Origin of the sequence: Streptomyces sp. SP18BB07, from assembly GCF_036322545.1 — a bacterium.
GTDB classification, from domain to species: domain Bacteria; phylum Actinomycetota; class Actinomycetes; order Streptomycetales; family Streptomycetaceae; genus Streptomyces; species Streptomyces deccanensis.
This window is the reverse complement of the sequence record NZ_JAQYWT010000362.1, coordinates 58,675-81,144: the sequence shown is the minus strand read 5'-3', so window position 1 is coordinate 81,144 and position 22,470 is coordinate 58,675. Positions and strand designations below refer to the sequence as shown.

Sequence of the window (22,470 nt, the reverse complement as noted above, 5' to 3'; positions counted from 1 at the left end):
CAACAGACGTGCACTTTGACTCGTATCCTCCGCCGGTGCTTGATGCAGCCGACCCATCTCAGGGGCGGTCGAGGTCCTCGTACACGGTGAGCAACCCGCGCAGCGCGCCGCCGACAGCGGCGACGTACATCCGCAGGACGTGGTCGAGGCCCTCGTCGGGGTGGGTCAGCCACCAGTGGCCGAGTTGCTCCCCGATACCTGAGATGACGTGGGCGGCTGCCAGGAGGCTTGGCCGGTCGACGCCGGCGATATCGGGCGGGGCAAGATCGGCGATGCGCTCGATGGTGTGCCGGCGAAGCCTGATCAGCTGTGCGGCCATGTCGCCCCCGAGGCCGGAGGAGCAGGTGAGCAGCAACGCCCACCGGCGCGGGTTGTTCGCGACGAGCTCGAGAAAGACGGGGCCTCCGGCGGTGATCAACTCGTCCATGTTGCCACCGGTTGTCGAGATCGCCGTGGCAAGGGTGTCCTCGAACTTCTGCCGGGCTCGTCGCACGCAGGCGTGAACATCGGATCGACCTCCGGAGTGCTCACCTCACCCTTCGCCGGTGTGTACTGCTCCACCAAGTCCGCCGTCCATGCCCTCACCGACGCCCTGCGCATGGAACTCGCGCCCTTCGGGATCACCGTCGTACGCATCGAACCGAACCAGTTCCGCACCCCCTTCGGCGACACCGCGACCGCCGGCCTGACCGCCCGCATCTCAGACGCTTCGGCCTGGACAGGCGTCATCCGTCGCCAGGTCGGCACAGGTCGGCCCTCAGCGCCTCCGCCTTGATGCCGCGCCGGTGGTGCAACTCGGCCGCCTGCTCAGGCAGCCGCTTCGTGTCGCGTGCCACCAAGACGAGGTCTGACCGCCAGCCGCCATCCGCCGAGCGAAGGCGGCACCGATACCCGCGGTCGAACCGGTTAGCCAAGCGAACTCCACGAAACCGCCCCGGTACCGACCTTCGCCTGTCCAGTCCACACTCAACACCGATCACAGCCACACCTGCCGTCACCGTTGGTTGGCCTGCCACCCAAGAAGACTGCCGCGAGGCGGAGAAGTCTCGGACGCCGACGGCTTCGTTCCGCTGACCCCTCTCCTCGCTGAGCCGGGCCTCTGGGGCCCGGTGTGCGATGCACCGAAACCCCACACCTCGCAGACCGGATGACGGCGCTCAACCGACGACGGTGTCACCGAGATCGATGTCGGGCAGGTCGAGTGAGCAGATCCGCGCGGCCTCGTCGGCGGGGATGCCGAAGTGACGCAGGAGGCCGCGGGCGACCAGGTCCGAGGAGTACGCGTCGTCACGGTCGGACTGCGCATGCAGCAGGGAGCCCAGGGCCAGCTGAGCACTGACCGTCATCGCCAGGGCGAGGTCCAGGTCCTCCACCTCGAATCGCCCGGCATCCGTCGCGGTACGGATGTCGCGCAGCGCGCGCGGGGCCAGGCCCCGGTCGGAGTAGGCCACTTCGAGCCCATGATTGAGCAGAACCAGACTGAGCTGCGGGAAGCGGCGGTGCAGGCGGCCGGTCATGCGGAAGCTCTGGGCGTACGCGACTGCGGGATCGTCGATGTCCGCGGTGAGCCGGTCCATCAGATCGCCGAACCACTCCAGTACCTCCTCGACCGCGACGCGGAAGAGGTCCTCCTTGGTGTCGAAGTGGTTGTAGAACGAACCGACCCCGACGTCGGCAAGCTCGGTGATCTCCTGGATGGGGATGTCACTGCGCCCTTCTGCCAGCAGGCGCTGGGCAGCGCGCACCAGCGCGCTCCGCGTCCGGGCCCTTCGCCGGTCGGCTCGCCGGGCCGCGGTCTTCTCGGTCATGCCCCCTCCATCCCACCCGCACTCGATCCACCTGCACTCTAACCGCCCCGCACCACATTTGAACATTTCTTCATTTCTATTGACTGACGTTACCTTCGGAAGTGAAGCTTTCTTCAGGAGGTGGTGACCATGGCTGTTCATCCCCATGCCGAACCCGGCACTCCCGACGGCCCTCACGGGACGCACAACGACCTGCACTCCGAGCAGGGCGCACTCGCCGGAGAGCATCCGGGCCGGGCGGCGAATCCGGTGGTCAAGGTCCACGACATCGCGTGGCTGGAGTTCCACAAACCCGACCTGGACCGTGCCGAGACCTTCGCCCGGGCGTTCGGCTTCGTCACGTCGTACCGCGACGGCCGCGAGCTGCACCTGCGGGGAACGCAGGCGGGCGCGCCCTGCGTGATCATCCGCAAAGGCCGCACCTCGCGGTTCGTCGGCCCGGCCTTCCGCGCCGCCGACACCCGCGACCTGCTGCGCCTGGCCCAGGCCACCGACACTCGGGTGCACCCGCTGCCCTCGACGCTAGGCGGATCGGTCGTCGACCTGCGCGATCCCGGTGGGCTTCGGGTGCGTGTTGTCGCCGACACGGACGACCTGCCCGCCCTGCCCGGGCAGGAGCCGCAGCGATTCAACGTCGGCGGCGACATCGACCGGGCCAACGCCGCCCAGCGACCGCCACGGGAACCGTCCGGCGTACGGCGTCTGGGCCACGTGGTCCTGCAGTCGACGACCTACCTGCGGACGCTGAACTGGTACCTGGAGCATCTGGGCCTGATCGTCAGCGACTTCCTCTACTACAAGGGGCAGCGCGAGCGCGGCCCGACGATGAGTTTCATCCGCTGCGACCGCGGCCAGACCCTGACCGACCACCACACCCTGGCGCTGACACTGGGGCCCTCCAACCGGTACGTGCACTCGGCGTACGAGGTGAGCGACCTCGACGCGCTGGCCGCCGGCGGTCAGCACCTGCTTGACGAGGGCTACTTCCGGTCCTGGGGGATCGGCCGGCACATCCAGGGGAGCCAGATCTTCGACTACTGGCGCGACCCCGACGGCTTCCTGGTCGAGCACTTCACCGACAGCGACATGTTCGACTCCAGCCTGGAGCCCGGCTGGGCGCCCATGACGGCCTCCGGCCTTGCGCAGTGGGGCCCGCCGACCACCAAGGACTTCCTGGGCGTCGCGCCCGGCCGCGAGTCGCTGGCCGAGCTGCGCTCGATCGTCGCCGCCCTCCGATCCGACGACAACGAATTCGACTTCGAACGCCTGCGCGGCCTGTTGAAAGTGGCTACCTCATGAGCATCTCAGTCCTCCGCACCTCCGACGCGTGGTGGGTCACGCTCGACGAGCTCCGGGCCGTCCCGGTCGAGACCTCCGCGACGACGACCGCCGAACTGCTCGACGACGTGGTCACGGTCCACATGGCCCTGGCCGAGGCTCGCTCGGGCACCCTCGCGGCCGAGCCCCGCCGCATCGCCGACCTCCCGCTCGTCTCACCGGTCACCGCGCCGTGCCGGGTGGTCGCGCAGATGACCAACTTCGTCTCGCACGTGCGCGACTCGGGCATGGACCCCGAGACCGTCCCGCTGACGTTCTTCCGCAAGACTTCCGGCTCCATCAGCGGCCCGTTCGACGCGATCGTGAAGCCGGAACATGTCCGGTTCCTCGACTACGAGATCGAGCTCGGACTGGTCATCGGGAGCCCTCTCGCGGTCGGCACCACCGTGACCGCCGCCAACTGGAAGGACCACGTCGCCGGCCTGGTCATCACCAACGACATCTCCGCACGCGACGTACAACTCCCCAAGACCCAGTTCTACGAGGCCAAGTCCTACCCGACCTTCACGCCGGTCGGCCCCTCCCTGGTCCTGCTCGACGCCGACGAACTCGACCGCCTCGCCGAGCTCAGGCTGGTCCTCAAGGTCAACGGTGAGGTCCGCCAGAACAGCGACCTGACCGACATGATCTACAGCCCGCTGCGGGCCCTGCAGGAGCTTTCCCGTTTCCAGGCTCTCGCCCCCGGCGACCTCGTCCTCACCGGCACGCCCGGCGGTACGGCCCTCAAGGCGCCGCCCAAGCCGGTGGAGATCATCGGCGCGCTGCTGCCGCCGGCGGCGAAGTGGAAGGCGTTCTTCAAGTCCCAGGCCAAGAACGAGAAGTACCTCCATGACGGGGATGTGGTGGAGCTGTCCATCCGTACCCCTGACGGTGCCATCGACCTCGGCACCCAGCAGAACAAGGTGAGGTACGCGTGACCACGATCCCCGACACCCACGTGGCCTGGCCGCGCTACGACCACCCCGACGACCTGGCCGTCCTCGAGGCCATCCCGCTGTCAGAGCGCGGGCTGCCGGGCACGTCGTACGACCTGTTGCGGCGGACGGCCGAGCAGTGGCCGGAGCGGACCGCGCTCACGGTCCTCCCCGACGGCGCGTCCTGGCGTACGCCGCAGACCCGCACCTACGTGGATCTCCTCTCCGACGTGCACCAGGCGGCCAACGCCTTGCACGGTCTCGGCGTCCGCCGCCACGACACCGTCGCACTGCTCTCCCCGAACTGCGACGAGTTGATCACCGCGCTGCTGGCCGCCCAGCTCGCCGGCATCGTCACCCCCGTCAACCCCGCGCTCTCCCGGGACCACGTCGCCGAGCTGATCCGCCGGGCCGGCGCCCGCGTGGTCGTCACCCCCTCCCCGGAACTGGACCCCGAGACGTTCGCCACCAGCACCGAACTAGCCCGGGACGGGCTGGTCGACCACGTGCTCGTCCTGCGCCCGACGCCTCGGCAAGGGGGCGCACCGCTGCCGGCGGTGGAGAACGCCACCGTGGCCTACCTCAGCGACCTCGCGGCCGACTGCCCGAGCGAGCACTTCCTCGGCGAGCCGCCCACCACCACCGACCTGGCCGCGTTCTTCCACACCGGCGGCACGACCGGGGCACCGAAACTCGCCGCACACACGCACGCCAACGAGATCAGCGACGCCTGGATGATCGCGGCCAACTCCGTACTGGACGAGGACTCCGTCGTCTTCGCCGCGCTGCCGTTGTTCCACGTCAACGCGCTCGTCGTCACCCTGCTCGCACCGCTGTTGCGCGGCCAACAGGTCGTGTGGGCAGGCCCGTTGGGCTACCGCGACATCCCCCTCTACCGCGAGTTCTGGCGCATCGTCCAGCACTACAAGATCGCCACGATGAGCGCCGTACCCACGGTATACGCGGTCCTGGCCGCCTGCCCGGTCGACGCGGACATCAGCTCTATGCGCTGCGCGATGGTCGGCGCCTCCGCGCTGCCTGACGGCATACGCTCCACGTTCGAAACGGCCACCGGGATTCCGCTCCTCGAAGGCTACGGTCTGACCGAGGCGACCTGCGCCAGTGTCCGCGGCTTCCTGGAACTCCGCCGGCCAGGATCGGTCGGACAGCGGCTGCCGTACCAGCACATCAGGATCGTCGACACGGAGACGGGCGCGGAACTGCCGGCCGGTGAGACCGGCACCGTCCACATCAGCGGCCCCACGGTCTTCCCCGGTTACGTCGAGGGCCGCGACGACGACGGCCACCGGATCAGCGGCCAGGGCAAGGTGGTCGACGGCTGGCTCGACACGGGCGACCTCGGCCACCTCGACGAGGCCGGGTTCCTGTACCTCACCGGGCGGGCGAAGGACCTCATCATCCGCGGCGGCCACAACATCGACCCCCGCATCGTCGAGGACGCCCTGCTCTCCCACCCCGCGGTCACCGGCGCCCAGGCCGTAGGACAGCCCGACCAGCGTGCGGGTGAGGTGCCGGTGGCGTACGTGACCCTCGCCGACCCCGCGATCCGTGAGAACGACCTCCGCGCCTGGGCCGCCGCACACGTGAGCGAGGCAGCCGCCGCTCCCAAAGCGGTCCGAGTCCTCGACGCGCTCCCCGTCACCGCGGTCGGCAAGCCGTACAAGCTCCCGCTGCGCGCCGACGCCACCCACCGCGTGCTGACCGACGCCCTCGACGGCATCGGCGACGTCGAGGAGATCCGCGCCGACGCCGGCTCCGGAACGGTGACAGTCACCGTCACTCTGCGCGCGCAGGCACCGGCCGCCACCACAGCCGAAGTGGAGCGCCGGGTCAGCGCCTTCGCTGTGCACTGCCGCATCGTCACACAGACACGGGGAGATGGCTGACGTGGCACTCGTCGTCATCACCTCCGTGCTGGCCGTCTGCTTCGCACTGCTGGGGACCGGAAAGCTCCTCGGCCTCCCCGCGATGGCGGAGCGAGCCGCCCACGTGGGGTTCAGCCTGGGCAGCTACCGCATCATCGGCGTACTGGAACTCGCCGGTGTGATCGGTCTGTTCGCCGGATGGGCGGTCACCGGCCTGGGCGTCGCCGCTGCGACCGGCTTCCTGATCCTGCTCGCCGGCGCGGCCCTGGCACACCTGCGTGCCGGCGACCCGCTGCCCGCACTGGCACCGGCGATCGTCTCGGCCGCGCTGGTGGTGGCCTACGTGATCGTCCTCTTCCAGAAATGAGCCACGAGATGAGCAAGCCAACACCCCCGACGGTCGAGACCACGTCGGTGCTCGTGGTCGGTGCGGGGCCGGTCGGCCTGACGCTGGCCATGGAACTGGAGCACCACGGCGTCGAGGCTCTGCTCGTGGAGCGCAACACCGCCACGACACAGCACCCGAAGATGGACGTCACCAACGGCCGCAGCATGGAGCTGTACCGCCGTCTCGGTGTCGCGGACGACCTGCGCAAGATCGCCATCCCGACGGATCACCGCACCAAGGTGACGTGGGCGACCAGTGCGGTGGGCTGGGAACTGGCCTCGTTCGAGTACCCCAGCGTCGACGAGACGCACGATACGATCCGCGACCGCAACGACGGCACCCTCCCCCTCGAACCCTGGATGCGCGTGTCCCAGGTGATCCTCGAACCGGCGCTGCGCGACCTGCTGGAAGCCCGCTCCCAGCACGTGAAAGTGCAGTACGGCTGGGCACTGGAGAGCTTCGAGGAGGACACCGAGGGCGTGACGGTCCACCTGGTGTCCGCGGACGGCGACCGCCGGCGCACGGTCCGCGCCCGCTACCTCGCCGGATGCGACGGCGCCGGCAGCCGCACCCGCAAACAGCTCGGCATCGGCCTGCACGAGATCGACCTGCGGCGGATGCTCATCAAGGAGCTCGGGATCCCCCGTACGGCCGCGATGCTCGCGAGGGCCTACAAGGCGACCGGGGAACGCCCCCTGGACGGCCGTATCTACCTCGTCCACTTCACCACGCCCGACCCAGGGATCTTCCGGTACTTCGGCAACGTCTGGCACCTGCAGTCCCCGCAGGGCTGGACGTTGATCTCACAGAACGACAGCAACACCTTCACCCTCCACGCCCCGCTGAGCATGGGCACCGACGCCGACCGCATCGATCCGCGAGAGTTCGTCTACGAACGCGTCGGCCGCCGCTTCGAGATGAACGTCCTGGTGGCCAACGCCTGGACGCCCCGTCTCACCGTCGCCGACTCCTACGGCCGCGGCCGGGTCTGGCTCGCCGGCGACGCCGTCCATCAGGTTCCCCCCACCGGCGGCTACGGCATGAACACCGGCGTCGGCGACGCCGTCGGACTCGGCTGGGCGCTCGCCGCCGTGCTCCAGGGATGGGGAACCCCTGGACTGCTGCGCGCCTACGAGCACGAGCGCCGGGCCGTGGCCCTGCGCAACCGCGCCGCCTCCGCCCGGCACAGCGCCGTCCGGGGAGCGGTGAAGGCCGCCTACCGGAGCGCCGTGCACAGCGAACGCTGGCTCGGCGCCCGCGCCCGACAGAGGCTCGGACGCGAGATCAACGACCTGGGAAACCTTGAGAACGAGGCCCTCGGCATCGAACTCGGCTACCGCTACGACACCTCTCCCGTCGTCTGTCACGAACCAGGCGGACAGGCCCCGCCCCAGACGATGGACGAGTACACGCCCAGCACCTGGCCGGGCGCGCGGCCACCGAGCGTGCTGCTGCGGGACGGCCGCGCGATCTTCGACCTCCTGCACGCCGGCTTCACCCTGCTGCGCTTCGCCGACCACGACGTCACCGCGCTCGCCGAGGCCGCCGCCGAGCGATGCCTCCCACTCAAGATCGTCGACGTACGCGACCCGCACGCCCGCACTCTCTACGAGCGCGACCTCGTCCTCATCCGCCCCGACCAACACGTCGCCTGGCGAGGCGACACCCCGCCTGCCGATCCGCCTCACGTCATCGACCGCATTCGGGGAGCCCACCGCTCGCCGGGGGAGACATCATGAGCCGCCCCGTGAAGACCACCTCATTCGTGGCCCCGGTCTGGCTCCGCGCGGACCTGCCGAGAGAAACAGTCCTCCGATACTGGGCAGGACCGCACGCACAGGTCGTCGGGCAACTGCCCAACATGACCGAGTACGTCCAGTGGCACTTCTCGCCCACCGACCACGGTTACTGGCCGTCGTCCGCCACGGTTGGCACGATCGTGCCGCCGGGTTGGCGTTGCGACGGCGCGGCCGAAGTCCGCTTCGCCGGCACCGGCGCCGCGCTCACCATGCCGGTCCGCATGCGGGAAATCTACCTGGACGAGCAGAACATCTTCGCGCGAGTTCTCGGCCAGGTCACCGGGCCGGGCGGAGGCCGCTGGTGGACCGACGGTCACGACGACGCCGCAGCCCACCGCACGGTCATCCTGCTGCGGCGGCGCCGTGGGGTGCGCGGCCGCGCGTTCCGGACGTACGTCCACGAACGCATCGGTCCCGCGCTCCACCGGGCAGGAGCGGCCGACCTGCGCACGTACACGTTTCTGCCCTGGACGCGGTTCGTTCACCCCGCACCCGGCGTCGCTCACGACAATCCGGTCTCCCACCGCTACCACGGATGCGTCGTCGTCGGCGCCGACAGCCGCGCCGCCATGGACGAACTACTGAAGTCCGAGCCGGTCGCCGGGATCGTCGCCGACCAGCACACGGTTCTGACGGCAGCCCACGCCTACACCGTGGAACGCACGGTGCCCGTCATCCGAAGGCGGACATCCAAATGAGCGCTGTCAGGCGGCGGCCGCGTCATACGATCCCAGGGATGTCCTCCAAAGCATTCGCCGGCGCCAGGTCGGCGGTTGTGGTGACGGCCGGGGCTGCCGTCGCCTATGCCGCACGCGGCGAGTCCCCCGGCCCCGGCGAGGTCCTGTCCAGCGGCACCCTGCCGGGCTGCTGCGGGCTGGAAATGCGCCGCTCCCAGAGAGTTGCAGCCTGCGGCCGCACCGTGTACGCGACCGGGCTGTAGACGCTGGCCCTGGCCGACCTGGCCGACCTGGCCGCCGCCGGACTGCGCGTCGCCGCCCTCAACGTCACTAACACCGGCGGCATGAACGCGTTACTGGAAGGCCTGGGCAGGAAGGGCAGGCCGGCCTGCCCGCCGACGCGGCACGGCGCCTCAGCGGCCGACCGTCGAAAGCCGCATAACCCGCTGTGAAGTGAGGTCCCTGGGGCCAGCGGCACTACATCACCGTATGGCCTGTACAGCGTGCCTCGGCTTGGAGAGACCCCATGCGGCCTGATCCCGGCCGGGGGGCCGCCGGCCGTCCTTCCTCGAACGGTCGGCAGGCTCACCTGGCTCTCATTCCGGCGTGTGGGTTTCGGGAGGCGCGATGCCCAGCTTATCGGCGCTTTCCACCAGTTCGCGCCACACCTTCGGCGCCACCGGCACCCCGTCCGCCGCCCGGCCCTCGGCCAGTGCGGCACTGCGCTCACCGGGGTAGAACACGCCCGCCGCGCCGTCCGCCACCGGCAGCCCCTTCAGGGTACTCAGCGTCGCGTCGACGGCCTCGGTGAAGCCGTCCGGGTCACCGAACGCCCCGGGGTCGATGGCGATGAGCAGAGCGTTCTGGCGGTGCTTGCGCCCCTGGGGGTCGTCGGAGTGGAACGCGGAGAGGATGGGAGCGCCGACGAGCACGCTGGTGAGCAGTTCGAGGGCGAGCGACATGCCCGAGCCCTTGGCGCCGCCCAGCGGCAGGGGCATGACCGCCTGCTCCGGGTCGGTGGTCGGGGTGCCGTCCGCGGTGGCGGCGGCGCCCTCCGGCAGCGGGGTGCCGGAGGCCTTGGCCTGGCGAATCTTGCCGAGGGCGATGGTGGCGGTGGCCATGTCGAGCAGCAGCGGGGCACGGTCCGCTGCCGGTACGGCGATCGCGAGGGGGCTGGTGGCCACAGCGGCGCCCTTGACGCCGGTGTAGCCCATGTTGGGCATGCCGGCGACGAAGCCGATGCCGACCAGGCCCTGCTCGGCGATCCTCGACACGTAGTGGCCGATGGCGCCGGTGTGGACGGTACGGCGTACACCCACGGAGGCGATGCCGGTCGTCCTGGCCCGCCGTACGGCTTCCTCGGCGGCGGCGGTGAGGGCGACCGGGCCGGGCGCGCGGTCGGCGTCCAGGACGGCGGCGGCCGATGTGGTGGACTCAATCTTGATGTCGGGGCGGGCGTTGGCCACACCCTTGGCGAGCAGTTCGAGGTAGGCGGGGACGCGGGCGATGCCGTGGGAGTCGATGCCGCGCTCGGCGGCCCAGACGAACACGTCGGCGGTGGTGCGGGCGTGCTCCGGGCTGAGACCTGCCTTCTCCAGGAGGGCGGCGGCGAAGGCGCGCAGGTCCCCGACGGGGACAACGGCCTTGGCAGGCTTGGGCGTTGGGGTGTCGGACATGGTGGCGGAAGTCTCCTGGGTCAGCGGGTGACGAGGACGTCGACGACGGCGGTCGTGCCGTCCGCCACGGCCTTGAGGGCGCGCTCCAGGGCGGGCGCGAGGGCGTCGGGCGCGTCGATGGTCTCGGTGTGCATGCCGAACGGCTCGACGAAGGCGGCCAGTCGGGGCAGCCGGTGCAGATCGGTGCCGAGCCACTCGCCGGTCTCGGCCGCCGCGCCCTCGGGGTAGAAGCGGCGGTGGTTGAGGTTCATCGACTTGTAGACACGGTTGTTGAACACCACGATCAGCAGCGGCAGTTCGTACGTCTTCGCCGCGTCGTACGACGGGATGACCGGGTTGTAGGTGAAGGCGCCGTCGCCGATGGTGAGCACCACCGGGCGCTCCCGGGCGGCGAGTTTGGCACCGAGGGCGACCGCGATGCCCTGGCCGAGGCCGCCCTGGACGTAGAAGTACGAGTCGGGGTCCGATATGCGCAGATGTCGCTTGACCACTCGGCTGTGCGTGATGGTCTCGTCGACGACGATGGCGTCCCGTCCGTCGAGGAGCCCCCGCAGCGTCGCGGCGACGAGCACGGGGTCGATGCCCTCGGCTTCTTCCGCCTTCGCTTCCGCGGCGGCGATGGCCGCCTGTTCGTCGGCGTGCCGCTGCTCCTGTGCCGCACGGCGGGCGGTGACGGCGGCCACGTCGAGGTTGGTCGCGCGTTTGGTGAGCTGGCGCAGCGTGTTGGCGACGTTGCCCTCCAAGTACCGGTCGGCGTACAGGACTTGGTAGACGACGTGGGGTCGTTGCGGCACCTCGTCGATGACGACGACCTGGGCCTTGGCCGGGCGGCGGGAGGGTGGGTAGAAGGGGGCGCGGCAGTTGACCAGGAGGATCAGGTCCGCCTCGTCCAGCCATGGGCCGACGTCGGAGCCCGCGTGCAGCGGATGCGTGCGCGGGAAGTTGCCGCACACGGCCGAGTCGGGCTCGACGACCGGGATGTTCCACGCCTCGGCGAAGGCGAGCAGGGCCTCGAAACCGCCCGCCTCGCGACCCGCCGTCTCCGTGACGATGACGGGGTTTTCCGCCTCGCGGATCATCTGTGCGACGGGGTCGACCTCCTCGGGCGAGCTGTGCGTGGAGCCCGGCGAAACGATCGGCTTGGCCTCGCGGCCGTCCCACTCCTCCAGGAGGATCTCCAGGGGGATGTTGAGGTACGCCGGTCCCGCCGGGGCCCGCCAGGCCAGTTCCGCCGCACGCGTGATCATCGTGGGCAGCGTGTGGACGCTGGCGGCCTCGTTGGACCACTTGCTGAACGGGCTGGCGATCCCGTGCGGGCCGCCCACGACGGACAGGTTGCGGTACCACTGGCCGCCCGGGTCCTTGCCCGGCCCGTCGCCGTAGGTGGCGGACTCGGAGGAGGCGACCACCATGGGCACACCGGCGAGCAGCGCGCCGTGCACGGCCATGGAGCCCTGCAGCAGGCCGGGGGCGGCGTGCAGCAGCACGCCCTGAGGTCGGCGCTTGAGGAGTCCGTAGCCGGTGGCCATGCTGACGGCCACGGTCTCGTGGGTCAGGTCGAGGTACTCCGGGCAGGGCAGTCCGTCGCGGTGCCGGCGGGCGAGGGACTCCCACACTGGGGCCCACTCGGACCCCGACGAGCAGAAGAGGTAGTCGGCGCCGGCCGCTTCGAAGGCGGAGACAAAGGCGTCGCCGCCGTCACCGCCGTCACCCCCGCCGGGGCCCGGGGGGTTCATGGTGTCCGTCATCACGGGTGCGTCCTCAGCCCTCGATCGGCCAGTTCAGGACCTCGGAGATGCCGCGGCCCATGATCCATTCGAGTTCCTCGGGCGTGAAGTCCCAGTGCTTGGTGAACTGCTCGATGGTGTCGGTGTAGGTGATGCCGTGGCCGAGCAGGCGGGTGATGTCGGTGCCGTAGAAGCAGCGCTGCGGTCCCATCTTGTCGACCATCTCGCGCACGTACTTCTGGATGTTGTTGTTCGGGAAGGGGTGCGTCGAGTAGCCCGGCAGCGCGGAGACCTTGACGTAGATGTTGGGGTGGGCGGCCAGGTCGGCGGTCTCCGAGACCCAGTAGCCGATCGCGTCGTCGACGCAGCGGGCCATGATGCCCATGTGGTCGATGATGATCTTCAACTCGGGGTGCTTGGCGGCGATCTCACCGAGTTCACGCTTCCAGATCGGGGCGTGGACCATCGTCGGGATGCGCAGCTCCTCGGCGATCGGCCAGTACCAGTCGTTGGTGCCGTCGATCATCCAGTTGCGGTCGATGGGCCGGTGGAAGGTGAGGCGGGTGCCCTTGACGTGCGGGTTCTGGGCGAAGTCCTTCAGCATGGCCTCCCCCTCTTCGGGCTTGTTCTGCGGGATGCGGGCCATGATGCCGAACCGGTCCGGGTGTGCCTCGCACGCCTCCAAGGCGTAGTCGATACGGTCGCCCTCCCAGGACGGCGGCAGGATCAGCGCCCGGTTGACGCCGGCCTCGTCCATCAGCTCCAGGGCCTCCTCGTACGAGAAAGGGTCCTCGCGGTGGCCGTTGAGACGGATGCGCTCCCGCGCGCCCGGGACCCAGGGACGGTCCGGGGTCTCTTCCAGCCAGATGTGGATCTGCGTGTCGACGACGAACATGTCTTCAACTCTTTCTCTCGAACGAGGTGGCGGTGGGGGTGCGGAAGGAACGCTAGGCGGGAGGTGAGCCCTTGCGGAGTCCCTGGGAGCGCAAGCACTTGTTGCACGCAAGTGCGCTGTATGCAGGGCATTCTTTGCACGCGGAGGGGTCAGATCGCGGAACGGTCCTCGAAAACCGCGGAGACGATGTGCTCGGCGACCGCCATGGAGGCCGTGGCGGCCGGGGAGGGCGCGTTGCGGACGGCCGTGACACGGCCGACCTGATGGATGCGGAAGTCGTCCACGAGGGTGCCGTCCCGGTCCAGGGCCTGGGCGCGTACGCCCGCACCGCCGCGTACGACGTCGTTGACCGAGACCTCGGGCACGTACAGCCTGGCGTCCTTCATGAAGGATGCCGTCGAGAACGAGCCGCGGTACTCCCTGATGCCGGTACGCCAGTGCCGGGCGGCCATCTTCCAGGCGCCCGGGTAGCAGGCGAGGCCGAGCAGGTCCTTGGGGGAGATCCGGGTGCGGGTGTAGCCCTCCCGGGCGAGCGCCAGGACCGCGTTGGGGCCCACCTCCACGGAACCGTCCACACGGGGTGTGAAGTGCACGCCGAGGAACGGGTAGCGCGGATCCGGCACCGGGTAGATCAGGCCGCGCACCAGATCGGACTTCTCCGGCTTGAGCAGCATGTACTCGCCCCGGAACGGGACGATCTTCGGCTCCTGCCTGTCCTGGGCCAGCTTGGCCACGGCGTCGGACTGGAGGCCCGCGCACAGAATGAGCCGGTCCACGCGGACGCGTTCCTGTCGGGAGGCCACTTCGATGCCGCCTGGCGCGTTGGTGATGCTCATGACGGGGAAGCCGAGCCTGACCTCGCCACCGGAGTCGATGACGTCCTTGGCGAAGGAGCGGGCGATCGCCGGGTAGTCGGTGATGGCGGTGCGGGGTGAGTGCAGCGCCGCCACACCGGCGACGTTCGGTTCGAGTTCCCGGATCTCCTCCTTGGAGATCTTCCTCAGGTCGGGCACGTGGTTGTTCCTGGCCCGCTCGTAGAGGCTGTTCATCCGGGCCAGCTCGTCCTCGCGGACCGCCACGACCAGCTTGCCGATCTCCCGGTACGGCAGCTCGCGGTCCTGGCAGTACTCGCGCAGCAGGGACACCCCCCGCACCGTCAGGTCGGCCTTCAGGCTGCCGGGCGTGTAGTAGATGCCGGCGTGCACGACGCCCGAGTTGTGGCCGGTCTGGTGGAGCGAGACCTCCTGCTCCTTATCGAAGACCACGACCCGGGTGCCGGGTCGGCTCAGGGCGATCTGACGGCCCGTGGCCAGGCCGACGATGCCGGCCCCGACGATGCCGATCGTCTCGTCGGCCATCGGCATCCTCCTCTCTCGTTGCTCCCTCGGCTTCAGGCGCCGAAGTTGACGGCGACCGTCTTGACCCGGGTGGAGAAGCGAAGGACCTCGTCGCCCTGCTCCTTGTAGGCCGTACCGGAGTCGCGGAAGCCGCCGAAGGGCAGGTGGACGTCCCAGCCGGTGGTCGTGGTGTTGACGGCGACCTGCCCGCACTCGGCCTCGTCGGCGAAGCGGTGGGCGTTGCCCAGGTCACGGGTGAAGACGGCCGCGGCGAGGCCGAAGTCGGAGTCGTTGACCGCGTCGACGGCCGCGGCGAAGTCGTCGACCGCGCGAAGGGCGAGGACCGGGCCGAAGACCTCCTCCCGCCAGATCGCCGTCTCGGAGGTGACGCCGGCGAGGACGGTCGGCTGCACGTAGCAGCCGTAGGCGCGCTCGCCCTCGGTGTCCGCCCTGCCGCCGGTCAGCACGGTGGCGCCCTGCTCGACCGCCTTGTTCAGGTCGGCGAGGACGCTGTCGCGCTGCTTCGGGCTCGACAGCGGGCACAGGGTGGTCGCCGGGTCACTGCCCGGGCCGATCCGCAGCGCCTCGACCTCGGCGACCAGGAGCCGGGCGAACTCCTCGTACACCGGCTGTTCGACGATCACCCGGCTGGTGGCGGTGCAGCGCTGTCCGGCCTGGCCGAAGGAGGCGGCGGCGACGGCCTTCGCCGCGGCCGGCAGGTCGGCGTCCTTGAGGACGACGGAGCCGTTCTTGCCGCCGAGCTCGCCCTGGAAGCGCACGTTGCGGTCGGCGAGACGGCGCCGGATGCGGCTTCCGACGGCGTTGGAGCCGGTGAAGGTGATGCCGACAATCCGGGGGTCGCCGAGGAGGGCCTCCTCGATCTCCGTGGTACGGCCGGTCACCACGTTCAGAACACCGGCCGGCAGCCCGGCGTCGTGCAGGGCGCGGGCGAAGTGCAGGCCCGCCAGCGGTGTCTCAGTGGCCGGCTTGAACACGGCCGCGTTGCCGGCCGCGAGCAGTGGGGCGAGCTTGCGGGCCGGGGTGATCAGCGGGTCGTTCCAGGGGCTGATCACGAGGATCACGCCGATGGGCTCGCGCTGGGTGTGGGTGCGGTGGTTGGGCCGTACATCGTGCAGGAGGGTGCCGTAGCCCTGGCGGGCGAGACCGGCGTAGTACTCCAGGAAGTCGGCGGCCTTGAGGGTCTCGCCGCGGGCTTCGGCCCGCGTCTTGCCGTTCTCGGCGGTGACGTCGGCGGCGATCTCGTCGAGCCGCTCGCGGATCAGCCGGGCCGCGTCGGTGAAGATCCGCGCCCGATCGAAGGGGCTGGTGCGCTTCCACACCGTGAACGCGCGCTCGGCGTGGTCGTAGGCACGGGTGACGTCCTTGGCGGCGAGGGCGGGGACGCGGGCGATCGGGGCGCGGACGTCGGCCGGGTTCCGCACGTCGATCCACTCGCCGGTCGTCACCCACTCCCCGCCGGAAAGGGCTTCCACAGTACGCATGAAGATCACTTCCTTCGTCCGCCGCGGTGACGCGGGCTGCACTTCAGAACGGCCGTGCGGGCCGGATGCGACAACACACCATGTCGGGACAGGCCGCCAGGCCCGCGAGGGCAGGCATTGCTTGCGCCGCGCGCAGGTCGGCGGGCGGTTGATCCGTGCTGGAATCTGCAGGCCGGAGGGCATGTGCGAAGTGCCGCCGGGAGACGGAACACCCGCTGAGGAGAGACAGTCATGGCCTACGCAGTCATCGCCCGCTACCACTGCGACCCCGCCGACGAGGCCACCGTGCGTGCCGCGCTGCTGAAGATGCGCGAGCACACCCGTGCCGAGCCCGCGAACCTGGCGTACGAGGTGCACTCGGCGGTCGACGAGCCGGGCGTCTTCGTGCTGTACGAGCAGTACGCCGATCAGGCCGGCTTCGAGGCGCACAAGGCGGCGGACCACTTCAAGGAGCTGATCGTGGAGACGGTGTGGCCGCTGCTGACCGCCCGGTCGGTGACGTTCGCCGAGGTGTTGTGAGACGAGGGGCTGTGAGACCAGGGGCCGGGCAGTCGCTGCCCGGCCCCCTTCGTCATCGGGTCAGAACTCGTTGCCCCAGACGTACCGTGCGAGCGTCTCCACCAGCACGATCTTCTTGCGCTGCTCCTCGGCGCTCAGCAGCGGCCGGCTCGCCACGTCGGCGAAGCCGCGCGACGGTGACAGCGCCGCGTCCTCGATGTCCTTGAACTCGTCGACGGCGTCGATACGGGCCATCACCGTGTCGATGTCCTCCAGCTCGGGCACGGTCGCGTCCACCACGCCCAGGCACATGTCCCGGTCCGCCGGCAGCGCCCGGACCAGATCGAGCTCGGCCTCGGCGCCCTGGTCGAAGGGCAGAACCCAGCGGTCCGCGGGGACGTCGCCGTACAGCCGCTCGGCCCGCGCCCGGTCCACCGCAGCGGGCGCCGTCCAGCCGGGGCAGAGGCCGATACGGACACTCTCGGGGCGCTCGTCCAGCCGTACCGCCAACGCCTCGACGGCGAGCGCGTCCGCGAAGGACAGCGCGCCCGGGTCGACCGGGTCAATGGCCAACTGGCCCAGCAGGAGCGGGTTGTTGAGCTGGATCAGGCGTACGCCCTTGGAGACCAGCAGTGCGATCTCCGCCTGGATGATCTCCGCGAGGGCCTCGCCCAGCTCACGCGCGGACGACAAGCCGAGGCCGGGCTGGAACGTGGTGGCGGCCAGGTACGCGGGGGACGGCAGCGAAGCCTTCGGGGCGATCACCGTGAGGTCGGCGAGCTGTGCGGCCCAGTCGGTGAGCAGCGGGCCGTTGGCCTTGGGCAGGGCCTCCGCCACCCAGCGGGTGAGACCGTCGGCGTCGGTCTCGTCCGTACGGCGGAACCCCGACACGGCGTCGAAGACGGCGCTGCGGAAGTCCTCGCGGGGGAGATCGCCGTCGGTGACGACGGTGGAGCGCAGCTTGCGCTGGTAGGCCACCGCCTCCGTGACCGCCGTGACCTCGGCCTCACGCAGGGCCTCCTGCTCGCCGGTGGCGCGGGCGGCGAGGAGTTCGGCGGGGCGGACCAGGCTGCCGTGGTGGTCGATGCGGTAGTTGAACGTGTCCGCCATGGCTCACGCGTCCTTTCCGGAGGTTCCGGCAGGCTTGCCGGCGACGCCCCAGGCGGCGAACTCCAGCTCGTAGCCGAGGGATTGGAGGACCTCGTCGGCGATTCTCTGGTCCTCGTCGGCGGTGCCGCCGGCGATGCCGAGGCCGCCGATGATCTCGCCGTCCTTCTTGATGGTGACGCTGCCCTCGGTGGCCATGATCGGCAGGGCGGCGCCGGGGAGCTGGGAGAGCTGGGCGAAGAAGACGGGCTGGCTCTCCTGCCACTTCTTGAGCATCGTGCCGGGCCGCTGCATGACGGCCGCGGTGTAGGCCTTGGCGCGGGCGATGTCCGGGGTCAGCGGGCGCGCCCCGTCGGCCCGGCGGATCGCGACGGGGAAGCCGCCGGCGTCCACCACGGCCACGCTCACCGCCTTGCCGACCGCCTGGGCGCGCTTGTGGGCTGCGGCGACGATCTCCTCGGCGGCGTCGAGAGTCAGGCTGCTCATGCTGCGGTGTCCTTCGGTTCGGTGAGGGTGCGGCGCAGGCGGGCGACAGCCGCGTTGTAGGGGCCCGGCGTCTCCCAGTACATGGAGTGCGGGGCGCCTGGAACGATCTCCAGGTGCGAGCCGGGCAGCAGTTCGTGGGCGCGGGTGACGGTCTTCACGCTGAGCACGGCGTCCCGCTCGCCCGCGAGGAAGGCGACCTTGACGCCCGAGCTCTGGATGTCCTCCAGGGACGGCCCGTTGGTGTCGAGGTTGCGCAGGTCCTGCATCCTGGCGACGTTGAAGGTGCCCATCTGCTGGAACAGGAAGGTCAGGTCGGCGCGCTCCTGCTGGAACGGCTTGGTCAGCAGGCGGTCGATGACGGGCAGCTTGACGGCCTCGGCGCGGTCGGCGGCGGCCAGCTCCTTCAGCTCGGGGTGGCTGATGCCGCCGAGAGAGTGGCCCAGTACGACGGAACCGACTCGCTCGGGCCGAAGAAGCCCGGCGCGCAGCGCGGCGACGGAACCGATGGACTGGCCGACGAGCATGACGTCGGTCAGGTCCTCCTGGTCGAGTACGGCAACCACGTCGCCGGGGAAGTCCTGACCGTCGAACTCGGCCATGGACGAGTCCGACTTGCCGAAGCCGCGCAGATCCACGGTGACAACGGTGAACTCGTCGCGCAGCGCCGCCACTTGCTGCCACCAGACGGCGTGGTGGCCACCGCTGCCGTGCACGAACAGGATCGCCGGGCCGCTGCCGTGACGCTCGTAATAGATGGAAGTGCCGCCGGAGTCGACTGTGGGCATGGGGATGAACTCCTGTACGTCTTCGGTCAGTTGGGGCGCTTGGCGTGGTACACGAGTTCGATCATGGTGTGGTCGGGGTCGTGGATGTAGCAGAACTTCGACTGGTTCTCGGGCCGCTGGATCGGCCGGGTGTGGCGGATACCCAGCTCCTTGAGGTGCGCCAGGAAGTCGTCCCAGTCGTCGACCTCGACGGCGAAGTGGTAGGGCGCCATGCGCTCCATCTCCTCGACCGGCGTGAAGTGGAGGTCGAAGTTGCCCCGGGTCATCAGCACCACACGGGTGTTGGACTTGGGCATGATCCGCTTCATCCCGAAGACCTTCGTGTACCACTCGGCGGTCCGGTCGGGGTCGGTGGTCGGGAAGTTGACGTGGTGGATGTAGCGCGGTTCCTTGCTCATGCTCGATTCCCTTCGAGTCGTACGGGGTTGGACAGCACACCGATGCCACTGATCTCGACCTCGACGGTGTCCCCCGGTTCCAGCTGGCAGGTGGACTCGGCGCCCATCCACAGCACGTCGCCGGGGTGCAGGGTGATGTACCGGGTGATCTCGACGATGTGGTCGAAGGGGTCGAAGACCATGTCGCCGGTGGGGAACCGGGAATGGACCTCGCCGTTGACCCGCAGCGTGGTCGTCTGGGCCAGCGCGTCGACGTCCGTCTCGATCCACGGCCCCATCGGCTTGAAGGTGTCGCTGTTCTTGCTGCGCCAGAACGAACGGTCCTGGTGCTGCCAGGCGCGGGCGCTGACGTCGTTGCCGATGGTCCAGCCGAAGACGGACTCACGCGCCTCCTCGTGAGTGGCGCGGCGAACCGTACGGCCGATGACGGCGACGAGTTCGGGCTCGGCCTCGAACCGGCCCTCGACCTCGACCGGCTTGACGATGGGCGAACCGTGCCCGGTGAGCGCGTTGTTGGCCCGGTAGCCCACCTCGGGACGCTCCGGGGTCGCGGCTCCGGCGTGCGCGATGTGCCGCGGATAGTTGTAGCCGACCGCATAGAAGACGGGCGGCACAACAGGGGGTAGCCATACGGCGGTTGAGCGGGGAACCGTGCCGACGACCTCCGTGGTGCCTTCGATCGGTGAGCCGCCCAGCAGCTCGATCCGCGACTCCCCCACCCGGCCCCACACCGCCCGACCGCCCACCGAGACTCGCGTGTACCTCATGGCGCCAGCAGGTGGGAGACACGCTTGGTGATCAGGTAGGCGTCCAGGGCTTCGGGCCCACCCTCCCGGCCGTATCCACTGTCCTTCACCCCGCCGGAGGGTGCCTCGTGGACCGAGCCGCCGCAGTGGTTGATCGACAGGATCCCGGCCTCCAGCACGGCGGAGAGGCGCTCGGCGGTGGCTGCGGACTGCGTGAAGCCATAGGCGGCCAGGCCGTACGGCAGCCCGTTCGCGGTCGCGAGCGCCTCGTCGAGGTCGGTGAAGGGGACGATCGGGGCGAGCGGTCCGAAGGGTTCCTCGTGCATCAGCTCCGCGTCCGCCGGTACGTCGGTCAGGACGGTCGGGGCGAAGAAGTACCCGGCGCGCTCCAGCCGTTCGCCGCCGGTGAGGACCTTGGCGCCGCGGGCGACGGCGTCGGCGGTCAGGCGCTCCATCGCCTTCAGGCGGCGCTCGTTGGCCAGCGGCCCCATGGTGGCGCCCTCGGCCAGCCCGTCCCCGACGACGACCGCCTCGGCGGCCTTCACGAACTCGGCGGTGAAGTCCTCGACCAAGCTCTCGTGCACCAGGAAGCGGCTCGGTGAGGTACACACCTGCCCGGCGTTGGCGAACTTGGCCTGCGCGGCCTTACGGGCTGCTGGTACCGGGTCGGCGTCGGCACAGACGATCACCGGGGCGTGGCCGCCCAGCTCCATGAGGGAGGGCTTCATGACTTTGCCGGCCTCGGCGGCGAGCAGCTTGCCGACCGGGACCGAGCCGGTGAAGGCGACGACGCGGGTGATCGGTGAGGCGATGAGGTGGGCGGAGACCTCCGCGGGCTCACCGAAGACGAGGCCCAGGACTCCGGCCGGGAGCCCTGCGTCGGCGTAGCAGCGGACCAGGGCGGCGGCGGTGGCGGGGGTCTCCTCCGAGCCCTTGATGACGATCGAGCAGCCGGCCGACAGCGCCGAGGAGATCTTCCGGTTGGGTCCGCCGACAGGGAAGTTCCAGGGGACGAAGGCGGCGACGGGGCCGATGGGCTCCCGACGGACGGTCAGGACGGTACCTGGCGCGGAGGGGATGATGCGGCCGTACGCGCGGCGGGCGTCGTCGGCGTGCCAGCGCAGGGTGTCGGCGGTGCGCAGGGCCTCGCCGGTGCTCTCCTTCAGGGGCTTGCCCTGCTCCAGGGTCATGATCCGGCCGATCTCGGCGGCGCGCTCGCCGATCAGGTCGGCGGCGGCGTGCAGGATCGCGGTGCGCTGGGCGACGGGCGTCTCCCGCCAGACGCGGAAGCCCTCGTCGGCGGCGCTGAGAGCGCGGTCCAGGTCGGCGGCGGTGGCCAACGGTACTTCTCCGATCACCTCCTCGGTGGCCGGGTTCACGATCGGGGCGGTCTGTCCGGTTCCGCCCTGGCACCACTCGCCCGCTATGTACATGCGGACGGCGGGGTAGCCGTGGTCGGTGGTCATGGGTGGGTGCCTCTCAGGCCGGCGGGCGAAGCGAGTCGGAGTCCTCCGGCCGAGGGCCGGGGGCGGTGTTTCAGGAGGCGGGAGCGTCCTGGTCGCGGTTGGTGCGCAGCGCCCAGATGTGGTGGGGCGGAGTCGTCTCGTGCACGCGGGTCTCGTACGCGTCGTCGACGCGGTCCATGTCGGCGGCGTACTCCACGCGGCCGCCGCACGGGGCGTGCAGAAAGCGGAAGACGTTGGAACCGATGGTGTGGCGGCCTAGCCGGCGTGCCTCCCGCCAGCCGCGCTCGATCATGTGGTTGCCGCCCTCAATGACGTCGTCGAAGCCGGGAACCTCGTAGGCGATGTGGTTGACGCCGGCCCGGTCGGGGCGGTGGCACAACAGCATGGTGTGCTGGTCGTCGTCTCCCGGTGCCTGCATGAAGACACCCATGGGCTCCACCACGTCGGTGGGCCGGAAGCCGAGGCGCTCGGTGTAGAAGGCGACCGCCTCCTCCTTGCCCGGCTTGGGGATGTTGAGGGCCACATGGCACATCCGCAGCGGACGGACCCGGTCGATCGGCTCCAGGCAGGTGTTCCAGCGGTTGACGTTGCCGAGCGCGTTGGCCGGCCGCGAAGTGACGGGCACATGCTTCGGCCGGGCCAGGGTCAGTCCGACGCCGAAGCCGGTCTCGTCCACGGTGTGGTGGACGCCGTCGGCGCTCTCGCGGACCGCACGTTCCTTGCCGACCGCGGCCACCAGGCGCTCCAGTTCCTCCCGGGTGTCGACGCCCCACACGACCTCGCGCAGCGTGGGCCCGGACTCCACCGGGGGCGGCAGCAGCGGGCTCGGGTAGGCGTCGAGGTGGAGCGTCTGACCGGTCAGTGTCTCGAACACCGCGTGGTCGTCGGTCCTTTCCACCGGGAAGAGCCCGAAGTCGTCGAAGAACCGGACGCATTCGTCGAGGTCGTCGACGCTGTAGGTGACCGATTCGATTCTCTGGATGCCCATGGATTCCTCGTTTCCGGGTCGCCTCGTGAGCGTAGGTTTCGGGGTACGG

General features: G+C 70.1%; 23 protein-coding genes and 1 pseudogene. 9 read left to right on the top strand and 15 right to left on the bottom strand.

The features are described from left to right. Nucleotides 1–58: 58 nt before the first annotated feature. Nucleotides 59–493, bottom strand: coding sequence for a hypothetical protein (locus PUR53_RS40155; RefSeq protein ID WP_329911706.1), 435 nt, complete (start codon nucleotides 491–493; stop codon nucleotides 59–61). 6 nt (nucleotides 494–499) lie between these two features. Here PUR53_RS40155 and PUR53_RS40150 point away from each other — a divergent pair, with 6 nt between their 5' ends. Next, complete coding sequence (locus PUR53_RS40150) at nucleotides 500–775, top strand: SDR family NAD(P)-dependent oxidoreductase (protein ID WP_329911705.1); 276 nt, start codon at nucleotides 500–502, stop codon at nucleotides 773–775. On the opposite strand, the pseudogene PUR53_RS40145 reads toward PUR53_RS40150, so the two are convergent. Together PUR53_RS40145 and PUR53_RS40140 are read right to left on the bottom strand one after the other, a co-directional pair. Next, nucleotides 735–925, bottom strand: a pseudogene (locus PUR53_RS40145) (SDR family NAD(P)-dependent oxidoreductase); the annotation flags it as partial. The gene PUR53_RS40150 and the pseudogene PUR53_RS40145 overlap by 41 nt on opposite strands. Nucleotides 926–1,157: 232 nt before the next feature. Further along, nucleotides 1,158–1,808: a TetR/AcrR family transcriptional regulator gene (locus PUR53_RS40140; RefSeq protein WP_329911704.1), complete on the bottom strand. Its 651-nt coding sequence runs from the start codon at nucleotides 1,806–1,808 to the stop codon at nucleotides 1,158–1,160. Between the two features lie 129 nt (nucleotides 1,809–1,937). Between PUR53_RS40140 and PUR53_RS40135 the strand changes: the two genes are divergently transcribed. The 7 genes from PUR53_RS40135 to PUR53_RS40105 are packed head-to-tail and all read left to right on the top strand — an operon-like array spanning nucleotide 1,938 to nucleotide 9,073. Next, entirely contained in the window at nucleotides 1,938–3,107 is a 1,170-nt protein-coding gene (locus tag PUR53_RS40135; RefSeq protein WP_329911703.1) for a VOC family protein, read from the top strand. Then, complete coding sequence (locus PUR53_RS40130; protein WP_329911702.1) at nucleotides 3,104–4,063, top strand: fumarylacetoacetate hydrolase family protein; 960 nt, start codon at nucleotides 3,104–3,106, stop codon at nucleotides 4,061–4,063. The genes PUR53_RS40135 and PUR53_RS40130 overlap by 4 nt, the downstream gene beginning before the upstream one ends. Beyond that, a complete protein-coding gene (locus PUR53_RS40125; protein WP_329911701.1) occupies nucleotides 4,060–5,967 on the top strand; it encodes an acyl-CoA synthetase in 1,908 nt (635 codons plus the stop codon). Before PUR53_RS40130 ends, PUR53_RS40125 begins: the two co-directional genes overlap by 4 nt. After that, nucleotides 5,960–6,313, top strand: coding sequence for a DoxX family protein (locus tag PUR53_RS40120; RefSeq protein ID WP_329911699.1), 354 nt, complete (start codon nucleotides 5,960–5,962; stop codon nucleotides 6,311–6,313). Before PUR53_RS40125 ends, PUR53_RS40120 begins: the two co-directional genes overlap by 8 nt. Before the next feature lie 8 nt (nucleotides 6,314–6,321). Next, complete coding sequence (locus PUR53_RS40115) at nucleotides 6,322–8,073, top strand: FAD-dependent monooxygenase (protein WP_329911698.1); 1,752 nt, start codon at nucleotides 6,322–6,324, stop codon at nucleotides 8,071–8,073. Further along, nucleotides 8,070–8,831, top strand: a complete 762-nt coding sequence (locus PUR53_RS40110) for a hypothetical protein (protein ID WP_329911696.1) — start codon at nucleotides 8,070–8,072, stop codon at nucleotides 8,829–8,831. Before PUR53_RS40115 ends, PUR53_RS40110 begins: the two co-directional genes overlap by 4 nt. Nucleotides 8,832–8,869: 38 nt before the next feature. Then, nucleotides 8,870–9,073: a hypothetical protein gene (locus tag PUR53_RS40105; RefSeq protein WP_329911695.1), complete on the top strand. Its 204-nt coding sequence runs from the start codon at nucleotides 8,870–8,872 to the stop codon at nucleotides 9,071–9,073. A 333-nt stretch (nucleotides 9,074–9,406) separates the two neighbouring features. Here the strand turns inward: PUR53_RS40105 and PUR53_RS40100 are convergent, their stop codons facing one another. The 5 genes from PUR53_RS40100 to PUR53_RS40080 all read right to left on the bottom strand — a co-directional run bounded on the left by PUR53_RS40100 (nucleotide 9,407) and on the right by PUR53_RS40080 (nucleotide 15,947). Continuing rightward, nucleotides 9,407–10,486 (bottom strand): Ldh family oxidoreductase, encoded by a 1,080-nt coding sequence (locus PUR53_RS40100; protein ID WP_329911694.1) that lies wholly within the window; start codon nucleotides 10,484–10,486, stop codon nucleotides 9,407–9,409. A 20-nt stretch (nucleotides 10,487–10,506) separates the two neighbouring features. Beyond that, on the bottom strand, nucleotides 10,507–12,234 hold the full coding sequence (locus tag PUR53_RS40095; RefSeq protein WP_329911693.1) for a thiamine pyrophosphate-dependent enzyme: 1,728 nt from the start codon (nucleotides 12,232–12,234) through the stop codon (nucleotides 10,507–10,509). A 13-nt stretch (nucleotides 12,235–12,247) separates the two neighbouring features. Further along, nucleotides 12,248–13,108, bottom strand: a complete 861-nt coding sequence (locus PUR53_RS40090; protein WP_329911691.1) for an amidohydrolase family protein — start codon at nucleotides 13,106–13,108, stop codon at nucleotides 12,248–12,250. A 149-nt stretch (nucleotides 13,109–13,257) separates the two neighbouring features. After that, entirely contained in the window at nucleotides 13,258–14,466 is a 1,209-nt protein-coding gene (gene lhgO, locus PUR53_RS40085; protein ID WP_329911689.1) for an L-2-hydroxyglutarate oxidase, read from the bottom strand. Between the two features lie 32 nt (nucleotides 14,467–14,498). Further along, nucleotides 14,499–15,947, bottom strand: a complete 1,449-nt coding sequence (locus PUR53_RS40080) for an aldehyde dehydrogenase family protein (protein WP_329911688.1) — start codon at nucleotides 15,945–15,947, stop codon at nucleotides 14,499–14,501. Nucleotides 15,948–16,178: 231 nt separating this feature from the next. Here PUR53_RS40080 and PUR53_RS40075 point away from each other — a divergent pair, with 231 nt between their 5' ends. Further along, entirely contained in the window at nucleotides 16,179–16,466 is a 288-nt protein-coding gene (locus tag PUR53_RS40075) for a putative quinol monooxygenase (protein ID WP_329911686.1), read from the top strand. Nucleotides 16,467–16,526: 60 nt separating this feature from the next. Here the strand turns inward: PUR53_RS40075 and PUR53_RS40070 are convergent, their stop codons facing one another. From PUR53_RS40070 to PUR53_RS40040, 7 genes are all read right to left on the bottom strand, one after another. Next, nucleotides 16,527–17,555, bottom strand: a complete 1,029-nt coding sequence (locus tag PUR53_RS40070; protein WP_329911684.1) for a methionine synthase II (cobalamin-independent)-like protein — start codon at nucleotides 17,553–17,555, stop codon at nucleotides 16,527–16,529. A 3-nt stretch (nucleotides 17,556–17,558) separates the two neighbouring features. Further along, complete coding sequence (locus PUR53_RS40065) at nucleotides 17,559–18,038, bottom strand: GlcG/HbpS family heme-binding protein (RefSeq protein WP_329911682.1); 480 nt, start codon at nucleotides 18,036–18,038, stop codon at nucleotides 17,559–17,561. Then, nucleotides 18,035–18,823, bottom strand: a complete 789-nt coding sequence (locus PUR53_RS40060) for an alpha/beta fold hydrolase (RefSeq protein WP_329911681.1) — start codon at nucleotides 18,821–18,823, stop codon at nucleotides 18,035–18,037. The genes PUR53_RS40065 and PUR53_RS40060 overlap by 4 nt, the downstream gene beginning before the upstream one ends. 26 nt (nucleotides 18,824–18,849) lie before the next feature. Next, complete coding sequence (locus tag PUR53_RS40055; protein ID WP_329911680.1) at nucleotides 18,850–19,221, bottom strand: VOC family protein; 372 nt, start codon at nucleotides 19,219–19,221, stop codon at nucleotides 18,850–18,852. Beyond that, nucleotides 19,218–19,988: a fumarylacetoacetate hydrolase family protein gene (locus tag PUR53_RS40050; protein WP_329911679.1), complete on the bottom strand. Its 771-nt coding sequence runs from the start codon at nucleotides 19,986–19,988 to the stop codon at nucleotides 19,218–19,220. The genes PUR53_RS40055 and PUR53_RS40050 overlap by 4 nt, the downstream gene beginning before the upstream one ends. Beyond that, nucleotides 19,985–21,433 (bottom strand): NAD-dependent succinate-semialdehyde dehydrogenase, encoded by a 1,449-nt coding sequence (locus PUR53_RS40045; protein WP_329911678.1) that lies wholly within the window; start codon nucleotides 21,431–21,433, stop codon nucleotides 19,985–19,987. The genes PUR53_RS40050 and PUR53_RS40045 overlap by 4 nt, the downstream gene beginning before the upstream one ends. A 70-nt stretch (nucleotides 21,434–21,503) precedes the next feature. Beyond that, complete coding sequence (locus tag PUR53_RS40040; RefSeq protein ID WP_329911676.1) at nucleotides 21,504–22,421, bottom strand: VOC family protein; 918 nt, start codon at nucleotides 22,419–22,421, stop codon at nucleotides 21,504–21,506. Nucleotides 22,422–22,470 lie beyond the last annotated feature (49 nt).

What these genes read in the sequence shown, in the direction of transcription:
- PUR53_RS40140 (WP_329911704.1), bottom strand. Translation starts at nt 1,808, where the DNA reads ATGACCGAGAAGACCGCGGCCCGGCGAGCCGACCGGCGAAGGGCCCGG.
- PUR53_RS40135 (WP_329911703.1), top strand. Translation starts at nt 1,938, where the DNA reads ATGGCTGTTCATCCCCATGCCGAACCCGGCACTCCCGACGGCCCTCAC.
- PUR53_RS40130 (WP_329911702.1), top strand. Translation starts at nt 3,104, where the DNA reads ATGAGCATCTCAGTCCTCCGCACCTCCGACGCGTGGTGGGTCACGCTC.
- PUR53_RS40120 (WP_329911699.1), top strand. Translation starts at nt 5,960, where the DNA reads ATGGCTGACGTGGCACTCGTCGTCATCACCTCCGTGCTGGCCGTCTGC.
- PUR53_RS40115 (WP_329911698.1), top strand. Translation starts at nt 6,322, where the DNA reads ATGAGCAAGCCAACACCCCCGACGGTCGAGACCACGTCGGTGCTCGTG.
- PUR53_RS40110 (WP_329911696.1), top strand. Translation starts at nt 8,070, where the DNA reads ATGAGCCGCCCCGTGAAGACCACCTCATTCGTGGCCCCGGTCTGGCTC.
- PUR53_RS40105 (WP_329911695.1), top strand. Translation starts at nt 8,870, where the DNA reads ATGTCCTCCAAAGCATTCGCCGGCGCCAGGTCGGCGGTTGTGGTGACG.
- PUR53_RS40100 (WP_329911694.1), bottom strand. Translation starts at nt 10,486, where the DNA reads ATGTCCGACACCCCAACGCCCAAGCCTGCCAAGGCCGTTGTCCCCGTC.
- PUR53_RS40095 (WP_329911693.1), bottom strand. Translation starts at nt 12,234, where the DNA reads ATGACGGACACCATGAACCCCCCGGGCCCCGGCGGGGGTGACGGCGGT.
- PUR53_RS40090 (WP_329911691.1), bottom strand. Translation starts at nt 13,108, where the DNA reads ATGTTCGTCGTCGACACGCAGATCCACATCTGGCTGGAAGAGACCCCG.
- lhgO (WP_329911689.1), bottom strand. Translation starts at nt 14,466, where the DNA reads ATGGCCGACGAGACGATCGGCATCGTCGGGGCCGGCATCGTCGGCCTG.
- PUR53_RS40080 (WP_329911688.1), bottom strand. Translation starts at nt 15,947, where the DNA reads ATGCGTACTGTGGAAGCCCTTTCCGGCGGGGAGTGGGTGACGACCGGC.
- PUR53_RS40075 (WP_329911686.1), top strand. Translation starts at nt 16,179, where the DNA reads ATGGCCTACGCAGTCATCGCCCGCTACCACTGCGACCCCGCCGACGAG.
- PUR53_RS40070 (WP_329911684.1), bottom strand. Translation starts at nt 17,555, where the DNA reads ATGGCGGACACGTTCAACTACCGCATCGACCACCACGGCAGCCTGGTC.
- PUR53_RS40065 (WP_329911682.1), bottom strand. Translation starts at nt 18,038, where the DNA reads ATGAGCAGCCTGACTCTCGACGCCGCCGAGGAGATCGTCGCCGCAGCC.
- PUR53_RS40060 (WP_329911681.1), bottom strand. Translation starts at nt 18,823, where the DNA reads ATGCCCACAGTCGACTCCGGCGGCACTTCCATCTATTACGAGCGTCAC.
- PUR53_RS40055 (WP_329911680.1), bottom strand. Translation starts at nt 19,221, where the DNA reads ATGAGCAAGGAACCGCGCTACATCCACCACGTCAACTTCCCGACCACC.
- PUR53_RS40050 (WP_329911679.1), bottom strand. Translation starts at nt 19,988, where the DNA reads ATGAGGTACACGCGAGTCTCGGTGGGCGGTCGGGCGGTGTGGGGCCGG.
- PUR53_RS40045 (WP_329911678.1), bottom strand. Translation starts at nt 21,433, where the DNA reads ATGACCACCGACCACGGCTACCCCGCCGTCCGCATGTACATAGCGGGC.
- PUR53_RS40040 (WP_329911676.1), bottom strand. Translation starts at nt 22,421, where the DNA reads ATGGGCATCCAGAGAATCGAATCGGTCACCTACAGCGTCGACGACCTC.